This is a genomic window from Aeromonas sp. 160P (assembly GCF_055193095.1).
Genome location: NZ_JBUXKV010000001.1, coordinates 1,506,732 through 1,521,911, shown reverse-complemented (window position 1 = coordinate 1,521,911; position 15,180 = coordinate 1,506,732). Strand labels below are relative to the sequence as shown.

Below are 15,180 nucleotides of genomic sequence, written 5' to 3'. Positions count from 1 at the left end.
TTTGCGGCAGTGACTCAGTTGGTCTGGCTGCGCAGCAGTGGCACGCTGACCAATTGAGGGGTGATGCGGTCAATCAGCCGATCCGCCAGCGGGGTCAGCAGCAACCAGGGCAGACAGAGGGTCGCCAGCCCCAGCGCGCCGACATAGACGTCGGTAAACCAGTGGGCGCCCGCCAGAATGCGCGGCGCGGAAAAGATTGGCACCATCAGCAATGCGGTGCCCCCCGCCCAGCGCGGCAGATAGCGCAGGGCAAAACCGGCGAAGATCATCAAAAAGAGGGCGTGATCCCCCGGGAAGCTATCGCCGGAAGAGTCCTTGGTCGGAATGCCGCTGATCTGGGTCACCCGCAGCGCATCGGCCACCATCAAGGTCGGGCTGGGTCGCTCCACCGGCAATCTGTGACCAAGCTGGTTGATCACCAGTGCGCTCAGCAACATCACTATGCCCATCGCCACCAGCTGGCGACGCCCCGCCAAGTCCCGGGTAAAAAAACAGCGGGCTAGGATCAGTCCCATACAAGCCAGTACCGCCAGATCGAACAGCCGGTTATTGGTGATAGCCACCAGATCGGCCCACAGCGCCGACTGCCCGAGCCAGCCGTTAACAGTATGAAAAATGGCGAGGTCCCACTGATCCCAGGGACCATGAGCTGGCAGCGCAGCCCAACTGATGGCTACCAGACCACCGACCAGATAGCAAAGCAGGAACTTGCCCATGGGGACTCTCCTTTGGAAAAGGGCGATATCGTAAAACTGTAGAGTGCGTCACAAAACCGAAGAATTGTAAGAAAGTGCGACACAATATCAAGCCTCAAATAAAGCCCGCCACCCTATTCCAGTTTCGCACACCCCAACAGCGCCAAGATTTCTGCCTCCAGTGCTGCATCTATGGGCCTCTCACCATGAGTGCGGCTTGTGCCACCACCGCAACACCCCCTAGAATGCGCACTTCCCTTTACTGCGAAAGGAAGCGGTATGCATATTCACATTCTCGGGATCTGCGGCACCTTTATGGGTGGTCTGGCGGTGTTGGCAAAACAGCTTGGTTACCGGGTGACCGGTTCGGATGCCAACGTCTATCCCCCCATGAGTACCCAGCTCGAGCAACAGGGCATCGAGTTAACCGAAGGCTATGACCCCTCCCAACTCGATCCGGCGCCGGATCTGGTGGTGATCGGCAACGCCATGAGCCGCGGCAACCCCTGTGTTGAATATGTACTGGACCGCAATCTGCCCTATATCTCCGGCCCCCAGTGGCTGCTGGAGCATGTACTGCAGGATCGCTGGGTACTGGCCGTCGCCGGCACCCACGGCAAGACCACCACCGCCAGCATGCTGGCCTGGGTGCTCGAATACGCCAAGCTGGCACCCGGTTTCCTGATCGGCGGCGTGCCCGGCAACTTCCCGGTCTCGGCCCGTCTCGGCTCTGCCCCCTTCTTCGTCATCGAAGCGGACGAGTATGACTGCGCCTTCTTCGACAAGCGCTCCAAGTTCGTTCACTACCACCCGCGCACCCTGGTGATGAACAACCTGGAGTTCGATCACGCGGACATCTTCCCGGATCTCGCCGCCATCCAGCGTCAATTCCATCACCTGATGCGCACCGTGCCGAGCAACGGCCGGGTGCTATTCCCGCAAGCCGATGACAACCTCACCACCGTGCGCAAGATGGGCTGCTGGAGCGAGGTGGAGCTGGTGGGTCAGGACGACGCCAAGTGGAAGGCGGTCAAGCTGGTCGATGACGGCTCCGCCTTCGAGGTGTGGCTGGATGGCGTGAAGCAGGGCGAGGTGCACTGGGAGTGCATCGGCGAGCACAACGTCAACAACGGTCTGATGGCCATCGCTGCCGCCCGCCATGCCGGTGTCATGGTGGAGCACGGTATTGCGGCCCTCTGCCAGTTCAAATCCCCCAAGCGGCGGATGGAGCTCAAGGGCGAGGTGGCCGGTATCAGCGTCTATGACGACTTTGCCCACCACCCCACCGCCATCGAGACCACCCTCGGCGGCCTGCGCGCCAAGGTGGGTGCGGCCCGTATTCTGGCGGTGCTGGAGCCGCGTTCCAACACCATGAAGCTCGGAGTGCACAAAGAAGAGCTGGCAGGCTGCTTCGATGGCGCCGACGAGGTGTTCTTCTTCCAGCCCCCCAACATCGGCTGGGATTTGGGGGAAGTGACTGCCCACATGAGCCGACCGGCCAAGGTGTTCAACGATCTGGAGCCCCTGATCAACCGGCTGGTGGCCGAGAGCCGCGATGGCGACCATATTCTGATCATGAGCAACGGCGGCTTCGGCGGGATTCATGACAAGCTGATCGCCCGCCTCAAGGATTACCACGGCGAACTATGAACAAAGCAATCACTCTGGCGCTGACCGGCGCCTCCGGCGCCCCCTATGCCCTGCGTCTGCTGGAATGTCTGGTGCAGGCGGACTATAAGGTCTACCTGCTCGCCTCCTCGGCGGCTCGTGTGGTGCTCAAGACCGAGCAGCAGCAGGAGTGGCCCGGCTCGCCGAAAGAGCTCTCTGCCTATCTCTGTCGCCAGTATGGTGCCAAAGATGGGCAGATCGTCGCCTGCGGCAAGGAGGAGTGGTTCTCACCGGTGGCCTCCGGTTCGGCCGCCCCCAAACAGATGGTGGTCTGCCCCTGCTCCATGGGCACCGTCTCGGCCATTGCCAACGGCACCTCCGACAACCTGCTGGAGCGGGCGGCGGATGTGGTGATCAAGGAGCGCGGCCAGCTGATTCTGGTGCCCCGCGAAACCCCCTTCTCGGCGATCCATCTGGAAAACATGCTGAAACTGGCGCGGCTCGGGGTGACCATCATGCCCGCCGCCCCCGGTTTCTATCATGAGCCGAAAAGCATCGAGGATCTGGTGGACTTTATGGTCGCCCGCATCCTCGATCATCTGGGTGTCGAGCATGCGCTGACCAGCCGCTGGGGCTATGGCCACCCCTGAGGTGCCCCGCCCCATCCGGCCATAAAAAAACGGCGCCACTCAATGAGTAGCGCCGTTTTTTCGTTAAGCCGTGTTAGCGAGCCTGGATCGGCGCCGTCACGTACTTGAACAGGAAATCAGTCACCTCTTCGCGCGCCGGGCGCTGGGGTTGATTGATCATCTGCATCATCACATAGCCAAAACCACTCAGTGAGCGGGCCAGATCCTGTGCTGACAGCACGCTGGTGATCTCCCCTGCATCCATGGCAGTTTGCAGCTCGCTGGCGATCAGCTCAAGACACTGATCGAGCAGCCGGGTATAGCGGGGCCATACCTCTTCCCGAACTGATGAACTCCACTCCAGCCAGATACCGGCATAATCCGGTTGATCGTAGGCGGCATCGACAGAGAGGCTGACATGACGCCTGACCTTGTCGAAGATGGAGCCGTTGGCATCGTATGCCTGTGACAGCATATGGTTCACAAAGCGTTCGATCTCGGCCAGCACCTCATCAACCAACTCCTCGCGGGTGTTGAAATAGTTGAATACTGTAGCAACTGAGACCTTAGCCTGTTCGGCTATCTCGGCGTGCCCTGCACGGCCAATGCCGCGGCGGGAGAACACCTCGATGGCACATTCCATCAATTGGGAGCGACGAGCTTCCGGCGAGAGCCGGGTACGACGTCTTATTTCTGCGCGTGGTTCCATAGTTTTTATCATCTAATAGTTATTGATTATGGTGTTTATAGTATTTTAACTAATCATGCCTGAGTGCCTGCTAACTCTATCAATTAAAATAAGCCGATAAAAGCACCACGTATCTCTAGCACCCTTCAACATGAGTGGTAGAATCATCGGTTTTGATATTCATGAACGGCCAAATCCCCTTTGGCCTTATGGGAGTAAGTGATGAAACACACTGTCGAGGTGATGATCTCCGAGGCTGAAGTAGCCGCCCGGATCGCCAAATTGGGTGAAGAGATCACCGCTCGCTATCAAGGTTCCGACGAAGTCGTGATGATTGCACTGCTACGCGGCTCCTGCGTATTTCTGGCTGATCTCAGCCGTCAGTGCCAACTGCCTATCACCATGGACTTCATGACCGCATCCAGCTATGGCTCCGGCATGCACAGCACCCGTGACGTCCGTATCCTGAAAGACCTGGACGACGACATCAAGGGCAAGGATGTGGTGATCGTGGAAGACATCATCGACACCGGTTACACCCTCAACAAGGTGCGCGAGATCCTCTCCCTGCGCGAGCCGAAATCTCTGGCCATCTGCACCCTGCTGGACAAACCTTCCCGCCGCGAAGTGCAGGTGCCGGTAGACTGGATTGGCTTCGCCATCCCGGACGAGTTCGTGGTCGGCTGTGGCATCGACTACGCCCAGAAGTACCGCAACCTGCCGTTTATCGGCAAAGTGGTACCCCAGGAGTAAGCCAGGTTCAGGAATATCGCGGATGACGTGGCCTGGTGCCATGTACTCTGTGCGGGCGGCCTTGGCCGCCCTTTCTGTATCGAGCCGGGTTCAACCATCACAGAGGTTGTAATGAACGCACTGGAAATCAGCGGCCTGAAAAAGACCTATCAGGGGGGCGTCGAAGCCCTTAAAGGCATCGATCTTGCCGTCAAGCAGGGGGATTTTTTCGCCCTGCTCGGCCCGAACGGCGCGGGCAAATCCACCACCATCGGCGTCATCAGTTCGCTGGTGAACAAGAGCGCTGGCAAGGTGAAGGTGTTTGGTTACGACATCGACAGCGATCTGGAACAGGCCAAGGCCCAGCTCGGGCTGGTGCCACAAGAGTTCAACTTCAGCCAGTTCGAGAAGGTGATCCAGATTGTCACCCATCAGGCCGGTTTCTACGGCGTGCCCAAGGCGGAAGCGAAAATTCGCGCCGAGAAGTACCTGCGCCAGCTCGATCTGTGGGAGAAGCGCGACATGGCTGCCCGCACCCTCTCCGGCGGCATGAAGCGCCGCTTGATGATCGCCCGCGCCCTGATGCACGAGCCCAAACTGCTGATCCTCGACGAGCCGACCGCCGGGGTCGATATCGAGATCCGCCGCTCCATGTGGACCTTCCTCAAGGAGCTCAACGAGCAGGGCGTCACCATCATACTCACCACCCACTATCTGGAAGAGGCCGAAATGCTGTGCCGCAACATCGGCATCATCGACAAGGGTCGTCTTATCGAGCACACCAGCATGAAAAATCTGCTGGGCAAGTTGGGCCGTGAGACCTTCCTGCTCGACCTTGCGCCAGGTTCTGCCGTACCGGACGTACCAGAGTTCAACGGCCGGATGCCGGATGAGCGCACCCTCGAGGTGGATCTCGACAAGAGCCAGTCACTCAACAGTCTTTTCGAACAGCTGTCGAGCCAGCAGGTGCAGGTCGTGAGCATGCGCAACAAGGCCAACCGGCTGGAAGAGCTGTTCGTCAATCTGGTCGAAGAGGGGAGAAAAGCATGAACCTGGCCATCTATTACATCGCATTCAAGAGCATTCTGGCCAAGGAAGTGAGCCGCTTTACCCGGATCTGGATCCAGACCCTGGTGCCGCCGGCCATCACCATGAGCCTCTACTTCGTCATTTTTGGCAACCTGATCGGTTCGCGCATCGGTGACATGGGTGGCTTCACCTACATGGAGTTCATCGTGCCCGGCCTCATCATGATGTCGGTGATCACCAACTCCTACTCCAACGTCGCCTCCTCCTTCTTTAGCGCCAAGTTCCAGCGCAATATCGAGGAGATGCTGGTGGCACCGGTGCCCAACTACGTCATCATCGCCGGTTATGTCGGCGGTGGCGTGGCGCGCGGCCTCTGTGTCGGCCTCATCGTCACTCTGGTGTCGCTGTTCTTCGTGCCACTGCAGATCCACCATCTGTTCAGCGTCTGCTTCACCGTGCTGCTCACTTCGATCCTGTTCTCGCTGGGCGGGCTTATCAACGCGGTGTTTGCCAAGACCTTCGACGACATCAGCATCATCCCCACCTTCGTGCTGACGCCGCTCACCTATCTGGGCGGGGTGTTCTACTCCATCAGCCTGCTGCCCTCCTTCTGGCAGGGTGTCTCCCAGGTGAACCCCATCATCTATATGGTGAACGCGTTCCGTTACGGCTTCCTCGGTATCTCCGACGTGCCGCTCGGCACCGCCTACCTCATCATCATCGGCTTTATCGTGGCCCTCTACGGTATCGCCTGGTGGCTCATCTCCCGGGGCACCGGCCTGCGCCACTGATCGGATTGAAAGTTCACTGCAACGGGCACCTTCGGGTGCCCGTTTTCTTTAGCCAGCAGCGCACCGGGGAGCAAGCCGGACAACCAAAAGCGTTTCCCCGAGCAATACGGCCATCAGGGTATCAGTAGGAAATGCAGCCCCCCCGCGCACTGCTCCGCAAAATCGAGATTTATCTTGTCCGGCATGGGTTTAGTCATTGCTCCTCAATCGGGAATGGTTAGAATTCACTCCTCTCTATAAAGAGGTAGAACATGCCTGCGTTGCTGCGCATGCTGGCCAATCTGGCACTGGGTGGCTTCTTCGTCGCCTCGGCCGGGTTCAAGCTGGTATCCCCCGCCCTGTTTGTCGAACAGATCGCGGCCTTCGGGCTGATCTGGCCGTCACTGATCCCGCCGGTGGCCTGGGGGCTGCTCGCCCTTGAGCTCTGCGCGGGGCTGGCGGTGATCGCCAACCGGCGCTGGGGGCTGTGGCTGGTGATCGGGCTGCTCGCCCTGTTTATTCCGGTGTTGGGCTATGGCATTGCCATCGGGCTCGACATCTCTTGCGGCTGTCTTGGCAAGGCTGATCTCAGCTCGCTGCCACAAGCCATTGTGCGGGATCTGCTGCTACTGACGCTTGCGGGCGCCCTGCTGCGAACTTCCCGCCCCGTATTTTCCGTTCCAAAGGAGTAGTGACATGATGACATTGCGATCCCGCACTCTGGTGGCCTCACTGATTGCGGCCAGTTTTGCCCTCGGCGGCTGTGGCGACAACCAGTTCGAGCAAGAGGTGAAGCTGGAGCAGTCGGCGGTGCAACTGGCGCAAGAGGCGCAGCAGGGGGGCTATCAGCTGCTGACCGTGGCCGAGCTGAAGACCCGCATGGACAAGGGCGAGGAGCTGGTGATCATCGACACCATGCCCTATGAGGAGTCCTACAAGAAAGAGCACATCCCGGGCGCCAAGAACTTCGTCTTCGTGAAGGAGGCCAAGTCCGGCGATAACTGGAGCGAGATCGTCGAGGGGAGCGGCACGCCGGAGCAGTTCCAGGCGCTGTTGGGTGAAGACAAATCCCGCCCTCTGGTGATCTACTGCGGCTTCGTCAAGTGCGGTCGCAGCCACAACGCCGCCGCCTGGGCGGTGACTCAGGGCTATCAGCAGGTCTATCGGGTGCCGGGCGGCATCTTCGCCTGGAAAGGAGCCGGTTACCCCGTCTCCGCCGAGTAACCGTGCCTGCCAAAAGCCTACACTGCTGACATAAAGAAGCCCGCAACTGCGGGCTTCTCTCGTATGGTCAGTTCATGTCAGATCAGAGCTTGGGAGCGTCGTACTGCTCGGGCTCGTCGCTATAGACGCAGACGTTCCATTTGGCGGCCAAGCCGTCATCGGCCAGGCAATAACGCTCGAAGAACGAGGTGATCTCGGCGCGCTGGCAATGGGATTCAAAGGCCGCCATATCTTGCCAAATCTCGTTGAACACTATGGGGAAGCTCTCCCCCTCGGCAAACGGGCTAGGGATGTGGCGGGTCACCCGATATTGCAGGCAACCATCCTCACGCAGGGTGTTGGGCTCGAGCGCCTGCAGCACCTGAAACAGGGCTTGCTCCTGACCGGGTTTGGGCAGGAATTGGGCAATGCAATAAACCTTCTTGGACATGGGATCCTCCTGGTTGTGGCGGGCTCAGGCTTGCTGCAGCGTGACCACTTGGTTGTCGATAAGGCGGGCCTTGCCCAGATAAGCGGCCATCAGGATCACCAGCTGCACGCTCTCGTCAGTGGCGGATTCGAGGGTGGCGGCATCGACGATGTCGATGGCATCGGTACGGAAACCGGCGTTGTCGAGACGCTGGCTGGCCTGCGCCACCAGCGACGGCAGGTGGTGGTCACCCGCTTCAATCTGCCCGGCGATCCAGTTCATGGTGCGCGCGAGCTCAGGGGCAATGGCACGCTCGGCGGCAGTCAGGTAGCCGTTGCGCGAAGAGAGCGCCAGCCCGTCTTCGGCCCGCACTGTGGGCACACCGACGATCTCGATGGGCATCGCCATGTCGGCCACCATCTTGCGAAGGAGCGCCAGCTGCTGGTAATCCTTCTGGCCAAAGCAGGCCACATCCGGCTGCACCAGATTGAACAGCTTGGTAACGACGGTGCTGACGCCACGGAAGTGACCGGGACGCAGCGCCCCTTCCAACAGGCCGGAGAGGCCCGGCACCTCGACGAAGGTCTGGCTCGCCAGCCCCTGCGGATACATGATCTCCGGGGTCGGGGTGAACACCATGTCGACACCAGCGGCTTCCAGCGCCGCGCAATCCTGCTCCAGGGTGCGCGGGTAGTTGGCAAGATCCTCGACCTTGTCGAACTGCATCGGGTTGACGAAGATGCTGACCACCACCTTCTCGGCGTGGCTGTGCGCCTCTTTCACCAGCGTCAGGTGACCCTGATGCAGGTTGCCCATGGTGGGCACAAATGCGATGGCACGCCCTTCACGGCGCCATTGGCTTATCTGCTCACGCAGAGCGACGGGATTATTTACGACCAACATCAGCAGTTCACCTTCCGATAAATCAAAAAGAGACGGATTACATCACCCAACGCGGATAACGCTGGACTGTTAACCAGCATCATCTGCAGCTCAACTATCCAGTATTCAACTATGCCGCAGCACAACCTCAGATGAATTAACAAGATACGGATTAAATATCTCTGGCCAGAAAAGGCAAATGGGGGCATATGCCCCCATCAGAATACCGAACCGGATCAGTTAAAACAGTGTTCGGGGCCGGGGAAGCTCCCCTCGCTCACCTGCTGGACATAGAGGCGGATGGCGGCACGCACATCACCGGTCTCGGCCAAGAAGTTCTTGGTGAACTTGGGCACATAACCGGAGGTGACGCCAAAGGCATCGTGCATCACCAGGATCTGGCCGTCGGTCGCGGGACCGGCACCTATGCCGATCACCGGAATGCGCAGCGCCTTGGTGATGCGCTCGGCCAGCGCCGTGGGCACACACTCGAGCACCAGCAGCTGGATACCGGCCGCTTGCAGTTCGAGGGCCTGACGGTAGATCTCCTGGGCCTGAAACTCGTCACGCCCCTGCACCTTGAAACCGCCAAAGACATGGACGGATTGCGGGGTGAGGCCGAGGTGACCGCACACCGGCACCCCGTTACGGGTGAGGTGGCGGATGGAGTCGCAGAGCCAGTCGCCCCCTTCCAGCTTCACCATGCGGGCACCGGCGGCCATCAGGCGGGCGGCGTTCTGGTAAGTCTGCTCCGGGGTGGCGTAGCTCATGAACGGCATGTCGGCGATGACCAGCGCCTTGCTGGCACCGCGCGCCACACAGCGGGTGTGATAGACCATCTCATCCATGTTGACCGCCAGGGTATCCTGACCCCCTTGCAACACCATGCCGAGCGAATCGCCGATGAGCAGCACGTGGGCGCCCTCGTCGTCGAACAGCTTGGCAAAGGTGGCATCATAGGCGGTGATGGCGGTGAACTTTTGACCCTCCTGCTTCATCTTCAGCAGGCTGGCGGTGGTGATCTTGCTCATAGAGGCTCCTGTAGATCTGCACTCGGGGCAATGATGACCAAATCATTGTGCGGGCAGCGGGCAACCAGTCGGGCGAGCGGGGTGCCGCAGGGCAGCACCAGAGCAGACGCAATTTCGGCAAGGGGCAGCAGCACGAACTCCCGCTCCTTCATGCCGTAGTGGGGTACGGTCAGGCGCTCATGGTTGATCACCTGCTCCCCATAGAGCAGCAGATCGAGATCCAGGGTTCTGGGTCCCCACCGCTCATCTTTGCGCACACGTCCCTGTTCCAGCTCGATTTTTTGTAATTGATCCAGCAGCGCAAGGGGCGCGAGCCGGGTATTGAGCCGGACCACGGCATTGACGTAGTCCGGTTGGTCAGCAGGGCCCATGGGGCGACTGCTGTAAAACGACGAGGCCTGCACCAGCACAGATTCCGGCAACCTTACCAGCGCGGCAACGGCGCGACGAGCCTGACCCAGCGGGTCAGACAGGTTGGAACCAATGGCGATGAAGACCTCGGTCATCACGTCTGTTATCACTCGGCCACTTTCGGCTTACGGCGACGGGGGCGACGACGGTTGCGGCTGTTGCTGCTGCGTTTCTCGCCGTCAGCGCTGCGGGGTTCAGCGGCCGGGGCACGCTCGCCACTCGCAGGGCGGCGGGTCGCCTCTCGCTGCAATTGCGGCCGTACATCGGAATTGGAGGCGACATAGCGCTCCCACCAGCTGGCCAGCTCGCCAAGGCCACGCTCGACCCGGTTGCGCAACAACAGGAAGTCGAATGCCGCGCGGAACTTGGCATGCTCCATGGCCCGCTCGGGGTGACGGCCCTGACGACGGGTCAGACGCTGTTGCAGTGCCCAGATATCGCGGACATCGGTGGTGAAACGGCGGGGAACGGCGATGATCCGTACCTGATTGTCCAGCACCTCGTTGATCGCCAGCATGAAGGCGTCATACCAGGGCAGGCCGCTCTCGTTCTCCAGCACCCGACCACGGGCTTCAACACAACCCCACAACAGGGTGGCGTACAGGAATGCCGGATTGACCCGCTTATCTTCACGGACCCGGGCATCGGTATCGGCCAGGGCATGTTCGATAAACTGCTCGTAAGGGGAGTTGCCGTGCGGGGTGAACAGCGCAGCCACTTGCGGGAACAATGGCTGGAACAGACCATATTCACGCAACAACTTATAGGTCGCCAGACCGTCGCCAGCCAGGAACAGCTTGAGGGTCTCCTCAAACAGGCGGGCCGGAGGAATATCCTGCAGCAGCGAGGCCAACTCGGCGATGGGGGCGGCAGTGCGCGGGCTGATGGTCATATCCAGCTTGGCGGCAAAACGTACCGCACGCAGCATCCGCACCGGATCTTCACGGTAACGGGTCTCGGGATCACCGATCAGCTCCAGCTTGCGCTCAGCCAGATCTTCCAGCCCACCCTCGAAATCGTGCAGGGTAAAATCCTTGGCACTGTAATAGAGGGCGTTAACGGTGAAGTCGCGGCGCTCGGCATCCTCTTCTATGGTGCCGTAGACGTTGTCGCGCAGCAGCATGCCTTCGTCAGACTGGACCGACATATGTTTACTGGTATTGACCTGATGGTGGTGACCCCGGAAGGTGGCCACTTCGATCACGTCACGACCAAAGACAATGTGGGCCAGGCGGAAACGGCGGCCAATCAGGCGGCAGTTGCTGAACAGCGCCTTGATCTGCTCCGGCGTCGCATCGGTGGCGATGTCGAAATCCTTGGGCGTCTTCCCGAGCAGAATATCCCGGACTCCGCCGCCGACCAGGTAGGCTTCATAACCCCCTTTGTTCAGGCGATAGAGCACCTTGAGTGCATTCTCGCTGATCTCTTTGCGCGAAACAGGGTGCTGGTCACGGCTTAAGGTACGACGTTGACCGGCGACACGGGCTGGAACAGGAGATTCCGCCGGCTGCTCGCCGTCTTCCTTGCCGAGCACCTTGCGGCAAAAGTTTGCGATCTGGGAAAAAATGGTACACCTCTTAATTACTTCTAAATTGACGGGAGGCCAAAAAATAGCGGCCTATCATAGCTCACGCCTGACCAAATGAAAAACCATGTGGTGACTTCACCCCATTTGAATCAAACCAGCCCCAAAAATAGCGGTCTATCTGTGCATAGCTCACGCCTGACCAAATGAAAAACCATGTGGTGACTTCACCTCATTTGAATCAAACCAGCCCCAAAAATAGCGGTCTATCTGTGCATAGCCCACACCTGACCACATGAAAAACCGTGCTGACAATTGATCCCGCATGAAACCGTCTGTCAGCAAAAATAGCGGTCTACCTGTGCATAGCCCACACCTGACCAAGTGAAAAACCATGTGGTGACTTCACTTCATTTGAATCAAACCAGCCCCAAAAATAGCGGTCTATCTGTGCATAGCCCACACCTGACCAAATGAAAAACCGTGCTGACAATTGATCCCGCATGAAACCGTCTGTCAGCAAAAATAGCGGTCTATCTGTGCATAGCTCACGCCTGATCCCACGAAAACCGGCTCTCTTTACTCAACGTCCAGCGGGATCTTCTGGCTGGCGGGCACCCGTTCGAGCCGCCAGTTGGCAATGCCCCACCCGATGATTTCGTCGATCCGGCTCGCCATCAGCTCGGGAGGGGGACACTGGCCGAGGAAGTGCAGCGCCTGCCACAGGGCCGGTCGCACCTCATCGAGCGCCAGTGCCGGCGCATGGTTCTGCTTCGACAACTTGTTGCCATCGGCCAGCACCGCTAGCGGCAGATGCACCCAGTCAGGCACCGGCGCCCCCAGGGTCTGGTAGAGCGCAATCTGGCGCACCGTCGGCTCCAGCAGATCGGCGCCGCGCACTATCTCGGTGATGCCGCTGTCCATGTCATCCACCACCACCGCCAGGTTGTAGGCATAGAGGCCATCACGGCGGCGAATAATAAAATCCTCTTCGGCCAGCGCCGCAGGCACCGCAATATGGCCCTGCAACCGGTCGTCGAAACGGTAGACCGGCTGGTGCTGGCGCAACCGGGCGGCGCAACCCGCTGCAGTCAGCCCGAGGGTGCGACAGTGGCCACTATAAAGCCCCCCCGCAGCCATGATTTCCCGGCGGGTACAACGGCACCAGTAGAGGTCACCAGCCTGATAGAGCTGCTCGATGATCTGGTCATAGCGGTCGTGGCGATCGCTTTGGTACATCACCTCCCCGTCCCACTCCAAGCCGTATGCCTCCAGCGTTTTGAGGATCAGACCCGCGGCCCCCGCCATCTCCCGCGGTGGATCAATATCTTCAATCCGCACCAACCAGCGCCCCTGCTGTGCTCTGGCCTGCAAAAAACTGCCAAGTGCCGCAATCAGCGAGCCGAAGTGAAGCGGGCCTGAGGGTGAGGGGGCGAAGCGACCGACATAGGGGCGTATGTGGGGTAAGGACGTGGTATTCACTGACATGGCGGTTCGGGTAAGCAATACATTGAGGCTGCATTCTGGGGGCCACCCGCCAAAAGCTCAATAAAAAAGGGAGCCTGCGAGCTCCCTTTTTTATCTGTCAGAGGGGCGGGATCAACCGGCCATCTGTTTTTCCTTGATCTCGGCCAGCGTCTTGCAGTCGACACAAAGGTCGGCGGTAGGACGGGCTTCAAGACGACGGATACCGATTTCGATACCGCAATGCTCGCAGTAACCAAAATCATCGTCTTCAAGCAACACCAAGGTCTTCTCGATCTTCTTGATCAATTTGCGCTCACGATCCCGGGTACGCAACTCGAGAGCAAACTCTTCTTCTTGCGCGGCACGATCTACCGGATCCGGAAAGTTAGCGGCTTCATCTTTCATATGATCAACTGTGCGATCAACTTCCTGCATCAGTTGATTACGCCAGGCGCCCAAGATCTTGCGAAAATGCGTCTTTTGTTTGTCATTCATGTACTCCTCACCCGGCTGGACCTGGTAAGGCTCGACACCCGCAATCGCCAGGGGGCCCAGAGATTTTCTGCTTTCGCCTGTTGGCATGCCCTGTCTCCTAATTCAACACGCTACACGTGCCATCCATAAATTGAGGGCGACATCTATAGCAGAAGGGTAACGGGTAAGCAAACGAGCCGTACCAATAATGTTACCTAATCCTATATTTATCCACATCCCTCGGATCACAAGTGGCCAGATTCAAACGGAATAAAATTCTGAGCCACCATGCCGTAGATCCCAACATGGGGCCGATAGCATAAAATTTCAACCCCGGCTGCTATTGACTGCTCAATTAGCAGACTATAGTGCGGATCTATATGGGTTGCAGGGCGCATCCGGGTTATTCCGGAGTGCAACACCATAAATAACAGCACAGCCCTGTGGCCTGCCGCTTTCATTGCCATCAATTCGCGCAAGTGCTTGGCACCACGGGCCGTGACCGCATCAGGGAAGTAACCCATGCCAGCCCCTTCCAGCTCATCGAGCAGGGTCACTGATTTTACCTCGATGTAACAACTGCCCTTCTCGTCATCTTCCAGCAGCAGATCGATGCGACTGTTCTCTTCGCCATACTTCACCTCGGTGCGCAACCGGCTGTAACCCGCCAGCGGGGCGAGCGCCTGCTGCTCGATAAGCTCGCGGGCGATCTGGTTGGCGCGGGCGGTATTGACGCAGATAAAGTGGCCCGCCGGACTCTCGGCAATTTCCCAACTGTTGGGCAGCTTGCGCTTGGGATTGTCGGAGGTGGAGTACCAGACCCGGGTGCCCGGCTCGGCGCAGCCGGTCATGGCACCGGTATTGGCGCAGTGGATGGTGATCAGCTCACCGTTATCAAGTTGCACATCGGTCAGAAAGCGCTTGTAGCGCGAAATAAGCTGACCGGATTGCAATGGCGGATCAAACTTCATGCACTTACCTTCTCTCTGGTACGAAGCGGCCAGCAGGCGAGCGGCTGGTAGCGAACCCCGTCCGGGGTCGAGATCGATTGATAGAGGCAGAACTCATCGGCCTGCAGCAAAAAATTTGGGGCTGGCAGGGGTGCCGGCGCCTCACCCGCCTTGCGCGATAAGGTGACGTGGGGGCGATAACCCTGCTCGCCATTGCCAAGACGCAGCTTCTCGCCGTGGCGACGCAGCGCCCGGGCCAATACGTTCAGCTCGTTGGGCCACTCTTTCGGGCCGATCCAGGCGGCCTTGGCCCGGCTGAACCAGCCGGTCTCATCCAGCCTGATGGCGAGCGGCGGGCAGTGTTGGTGTTCAACAGCGGCAATCAGGCGGCGGGTGGTCAGCTCGTCCGCCTCACCCAGAAAGGCCAGGGTCAGATGGAGGTTTGCTTGCGGCACCGGCTGACCGGGCCAGGACTGCTGATCGCGCCAGCCGATAAGCTCGGGGGCGAGCGCCTTGATGGGCAGAGCAAAGAAGAGTTTTGCCATATCGATGAGAGTACCTCTTTAACACTCACTGGATGGCCTCATTCTATGACAGCTATCCGGCCGTGTCTCGCCACCCGCCCGACTGGCCAGCCTGTCACATCCACTCACGGT

Annotated in this window: 18 protein-coding genes; 7 read left to right on the top strand and 11 right to left on the bottom strand. The window is 59.3% G+C overall.

Features of this window, described 5'->3' with window-relative positions; genetic code table 11:
• Positions 1-14 precede the first annotated feature (14 nt).
• On the bottom strand, positions 15-716 hold the full coding sequence (locus ACY8FN_RS07260; protein WP_463099603.1) for a phosphatase PAP2 family protein: 702 nt from the start codon (positions 714-716) through the stop codon (positions 15-17).
• A gap of 258 nt (positions 717-974) precedes the next feature.
• Here ACY8FN_RS07260 and mpl point away from each other — a divergent pair, with 258 nt between their 5' ends.
• Together mpl and ACY8FN_RS07250 are read left to right on the top strand one after the other, a co-directional pair.
• Entirely contained in the window at positions 975-2,345 is a 1,371-nt protein-coding gene (gene mpl, locus ACY8FN_RS07255) for a UDP-N-acetylmuramate:L-alanyl-gamma-D-glutamyl-meso-diaminopimelate ligase (RefSeq protein WP_463099602.1), read from the top strand.
• On the top strand, positions 2,342-2,953 hold the full coding sequence (locus ACY8FN_RS07250; RefSeq protein WP_463099601.1) for a flavin prenyltransferase UbiX: 612 nt from the start codon (positions 2,342-2,344) through the stop codon (positions 2,951-2,953). The genes mpl and ACY8FN_RS07250 overlap by 4 nt, the downstream gene beginning before the upstream one ends.
• Positions 2,954-3,026: 73 nt before the next feature.
• On the opposite strand, the gene ACY8FN_RS07245 is transcribed toward ACY8FN_RS07250, so the two are convergent.
• A complete protein-coding gene (locus ACY8FN_RS07245; RefSeq protein ID WP_139691667.1) occupies positions 3,027-3,641 on the bottom strand; it encodes a TetR/AcrR family transcriptional regulator in 615 nt (204 codons plus the stop codon).
• A 201-nt stretch (positions 3,642-3,842) separates the two neighbouring features.
• On the opposite strand from ACY8FN_RS07245, the gene hpt reads away from it, so the two are divergent.
• From hpt to ACY8FN_RS07220, 5 genes are all read left to right on the top strand, one after another.
• On the top strand, positions 3,843-4,373 hold the full coding sequence (gene hpt, locus ACY8FN_RS07240; RefSeq protein WP_042023605.1) for a hypoxanthine phosphoribosyltransferase: 531 nt from the start codon (positions 3,843-3,845) through the stop codon (positions 4,371-4,373).
• A 111-nt stretch (positions 4,374-4,484) separates the two neighbouring features.
• Positions 4,485-5,402 (top strand): ABC transporter ATP-binding protein, encoded by a 918-nt coding sequence (locus tag ACY8FN_RS07235; RefSeq protein ID WP_101325779.1) that lies wholly within the window; start codon positions 4,485-4,487, stop codon positions 5,400-5,402.
• Positions 5,399-6,172 carry an ABC transporter permease gene (locus tag ACY8FN_RS07230; protein WP_042023600.1) on the top strand — a complete coding sequence of 258 codons (774 nt, stop codon included), beginning with the start codon at positions 5,399-5,401 and terminating at the stop codon, positions 6,170-6,172. The genes ACY8FN_RS07235 and ACY8FN_RS07230 overlap by 4 nt, the downstream gene beginning before the upstream one ends.
• A gap of 251 nt (positions 6,173-6,423) precedes the next feature.
• A complete protein-coding gene (locus ACY8FN_RS07225; RefSeq protein ID WP_463099600.1) occupies positions 6,424-6,843 on the top strand; it encodes a MauE/DoxX family redox-associated membrane protein in 420 nt (139 codons plus the stop codon).
• A gap of 4 nt (positions 6,844-6,847) precedes the next feature.
• The gene (locus ACY8FN_RS07220) at positions 6,848-7,375 is read left to right on the top strand and encodes a rhodanese-like domain-containing protein (protein WP_463099599.1); all 528 of its coding nucleotides are present in this window, start codon (positions 6,848-6,850) and stop codon (positions 7,373-7,375) included.
• An 82-nt stretch (positions 7,376-7,457) separates the two neighbouring features.
• Here ACY8FN_RS07220 and ACY8FN_RS07215 read toward each other — a convergent pair whose 3' ends face one another.
• The 9 genes from ACY8FN_RS07215 to thpR all read right to left on the bottom strand — a co-directional run bounded on the left by ACY8FN_RS07215 (position 7,458) and on the right by thpR (position 15,069).
• Positions 7,458-7,805 carry a putative quinol monooxygenase gene (locus ACY8FN_RS07215; RefSeq protein WP_463099598.1) on the bottom strand — a complete coding sequence of 116 codons (348 nt, stop codon included), beginning with the start codon at positions 7,803-7,805 and terminating at the stop codon, positions 7,458-7,460.
• A gap of 24 nt (positions 7,806-7,829) precedes the next feature.
• Positions 7,830-8,687 carry a pantoate--beta-alanine ligase gene (gene panC, locus ACY8FN_RS07210; RefSeq protein WP_463099597.1) on the bottom strand — a complete coding sequence of 286 codons (858 nt, stop codon included), beginning with the start codon at positions 8,685-8,687 and terminating at the stop codon, positions 7,830-7,832.
• 215 nt (positions 8,688-8,902) lie between these two features.
• A complete protein-coding gene (panB, locus tag ACY8FN_RS07205) occupies positions 8,903-9,697 on the bottom strand; it encodes a 3-methyl-2-oxobutanoate hydroxymethyltransferase (RefSeq protein ID WP_068977679.1) in 795 nt (264 codons plus the stop codon).
• Positions 9,694-10,203 carry a 2-amino-4-hydroxy-6-hydroxymethyldihydropteridine diphosphokinase gene (gene folK, locus ACY8FN_RS07200; protein ID WP_463101139.1) on the bottom strand — a complete coding sequence of 170 codons (510 nt, stop codon included), beginning with the start codon at positions 10,201-10,203 and terminating at the stop codon, positions 9,694-9,696. Before folK ends, panB begins: the two co-directional genes overlap by 4 nt.
• Positions 10,204-10,214: 11 nt before the next feature.
• Entirely contained in the window at positions 10,215-11,690 is a 1,476-nt protein-coding gene (gene pcnB, locus ACY8FN_RS07195) for a polynucleotide adenylyltransferase PcnB (protein WP_463101138.1), read from the bottom strand.
• A 522-nt stretch (positions 11,691-12,212) separates the two neighbouring features.
• Positions 12,213-13,121 (bottom strand): tRNA glutamyl-Q(34) synthetase GluQRS, encoded by a 909-nt coding sequence (gene gluQRS / locus ACY8FN_RS07190; protein ID WP_463099596.1) that lies wholly within the window; start codon positions 13,119-13,121, stop codon positions 12,213-12,215.
• 111 nt (positions 13,122-13,232) lie between these two features.
• Positions 13,233-13,682, bottom strand: a complete 450-nt coding sequence (gene dksA, locus ACY8FN_RS07185; protein ID WP_042023554.1) for an RNA polymerase-binding protein DksA — start codon at positions 13,680-13,682, stop codon at positions 13,233-13,235.
• Between the two features lie 137 nt (positions 13,683-13,819).
• Positions 13,820-14,545 (bottom strand): DNA/RNA nuclease SfsA, encoded by a 726-nt coding sequence (sfsA, locus tag ACY8FN_RS07180; RefSeq protein WP_463099595.1) that lies wholly within the window; start codon positions 14,543-14,545, stop codon positions 13,820-13,822.
• Positions 14,542-15,069: an RNA 2',3'-cyclic phosphodiesterase gene (thpR, locus tag ACY8FN_RS07175; protein WP_463099594.1), complete on the bottom strand. Its 528-nt coding sequence runs from the start codon at positions 15,067-15,069 to the stop codon at positions 14,542-14,544. The genes sfsA and thpR overlap by 4 nt, the downstream gene beginning before the upstream one ends.
• Positions 15,070-15,180: the final 111 nt, after the last annotated feature.

Bases quoted from the DNA above. Each gene is read 5' to 3' on its own strand.
- ACY8FN_RS07235 (WP_101325779.1), top strand. From the start codon at position 4,485: ATGAACGCACTGGAAATCAGCGGCCTGAAAAAGACCTATCAGGGGGGC.
- ACY8FN_RS07260 (WP_463099603.1), bottom strand. From the start codon at position 716: ATGGGCAAGTTCCTGCTTTGCTATCTGGTCGGTGGTCTGGTAGCCATC.
- folK (WP_463101139.1), bottom strand. From the start codon at position 10,203: ATGACCGAGGTCTTCATCGCCATTGGTTCCAACCTGTCTGACCCGCTG.
- gluQRS (WP_463099596.1), bottom strand. From the start codon at position 13,121: ATGTCAGTGAATACCACGTCCTTACCCCACATACGCCCCTATGTCGGT.
- panB (WP_068977679.1), bottom strand. From the start codon at position 9,697: ATGAGCAAGATCACCACCGCCAGCCTGCTGAAGATGAAGCAGGAGGGT.
- ACY8FN_RS07230 (WP_042023600.1), top strand. From the start codon at position 5,399: ATGAACCTGGCCATCTATTACATCGCATTCAAGAGCATTCTGGCCAAG.
- dksA (WP_042023554.1), bottom strand. From the start codon at position 13,682: ATGCCAACAGGCGAAAGCAGAAAATCTCTGGGCCCCCTGGCGATTGCG.
- ACY8FN_RS07250 (WP_463099601.1), top strand. From the start codon at position 2,342: ATGAACAAAGCAATCACTCTGGCGCTGACCGGCGCCTCCGGCGCCCCC.
- panC (WP_463099597.1), bottom strand. From the start codon at position 8,687: ATGTTGGTCGTAAATAATCCCGTCGCTCTGCGTGAGCAGATAAGCCAA.
- hpt (WP_042023605.1), top strand. From the start codon at position 3,843: ATGAAACACACTGTCGAGGTGATGATCTCCGAGGCTGAAGTAGCCGCC.
- ACY8FN_RS07215 (WP_463099598.1), bottom strand. From the start codon at position 7,805: ATGTCCAAGAAGGTTTATTGCATTGCCCAATTCCTGCCCAAACCCGGT.
- thpR (WP_463099594.1), bottom strand. From the start codon at position 15,069: ATGGCAAAACTCTTCTTTGCTCTGCCCATCAAGGCGCTCGCCCCCGAG.
- ACY8FN_RS07220 (WP_463099599.1), top strand. From the start codon at position 6,848: ATGATGACATTGCGATCCCGCACTCTGGTGGCCTCACTGATTGCGGCC.
- sfsA (WP_463099595.1), bottom strand. From the start codon at position 14,545: ATGAAGTTTGATCCGCCATTGCAATCCGGTCAGCTTATTTCGCGCTAC.
- ACY8FN_RS07245 (WP_139691667.1), bottom strand. From the start codon at position 3,641: ATGGAACCACGCGCAGAAATAAGACGTCGTACCCGGCTCTCGCCGGAA.
- mpl (WP_463099602.1), top strand. From the start codon at position 975: ATGCATATTCACATTCTCGGGATCTGCGGCACCTTTATGGGTGGTCTG.
- ACY8FN_RS07225 (WP_463099600.1), top strand. From the start codon at position 6,424: ATGCCTGCGTTGCTGCGCATGCTGGCCAATCTGGCACTGGGTGGCTTC.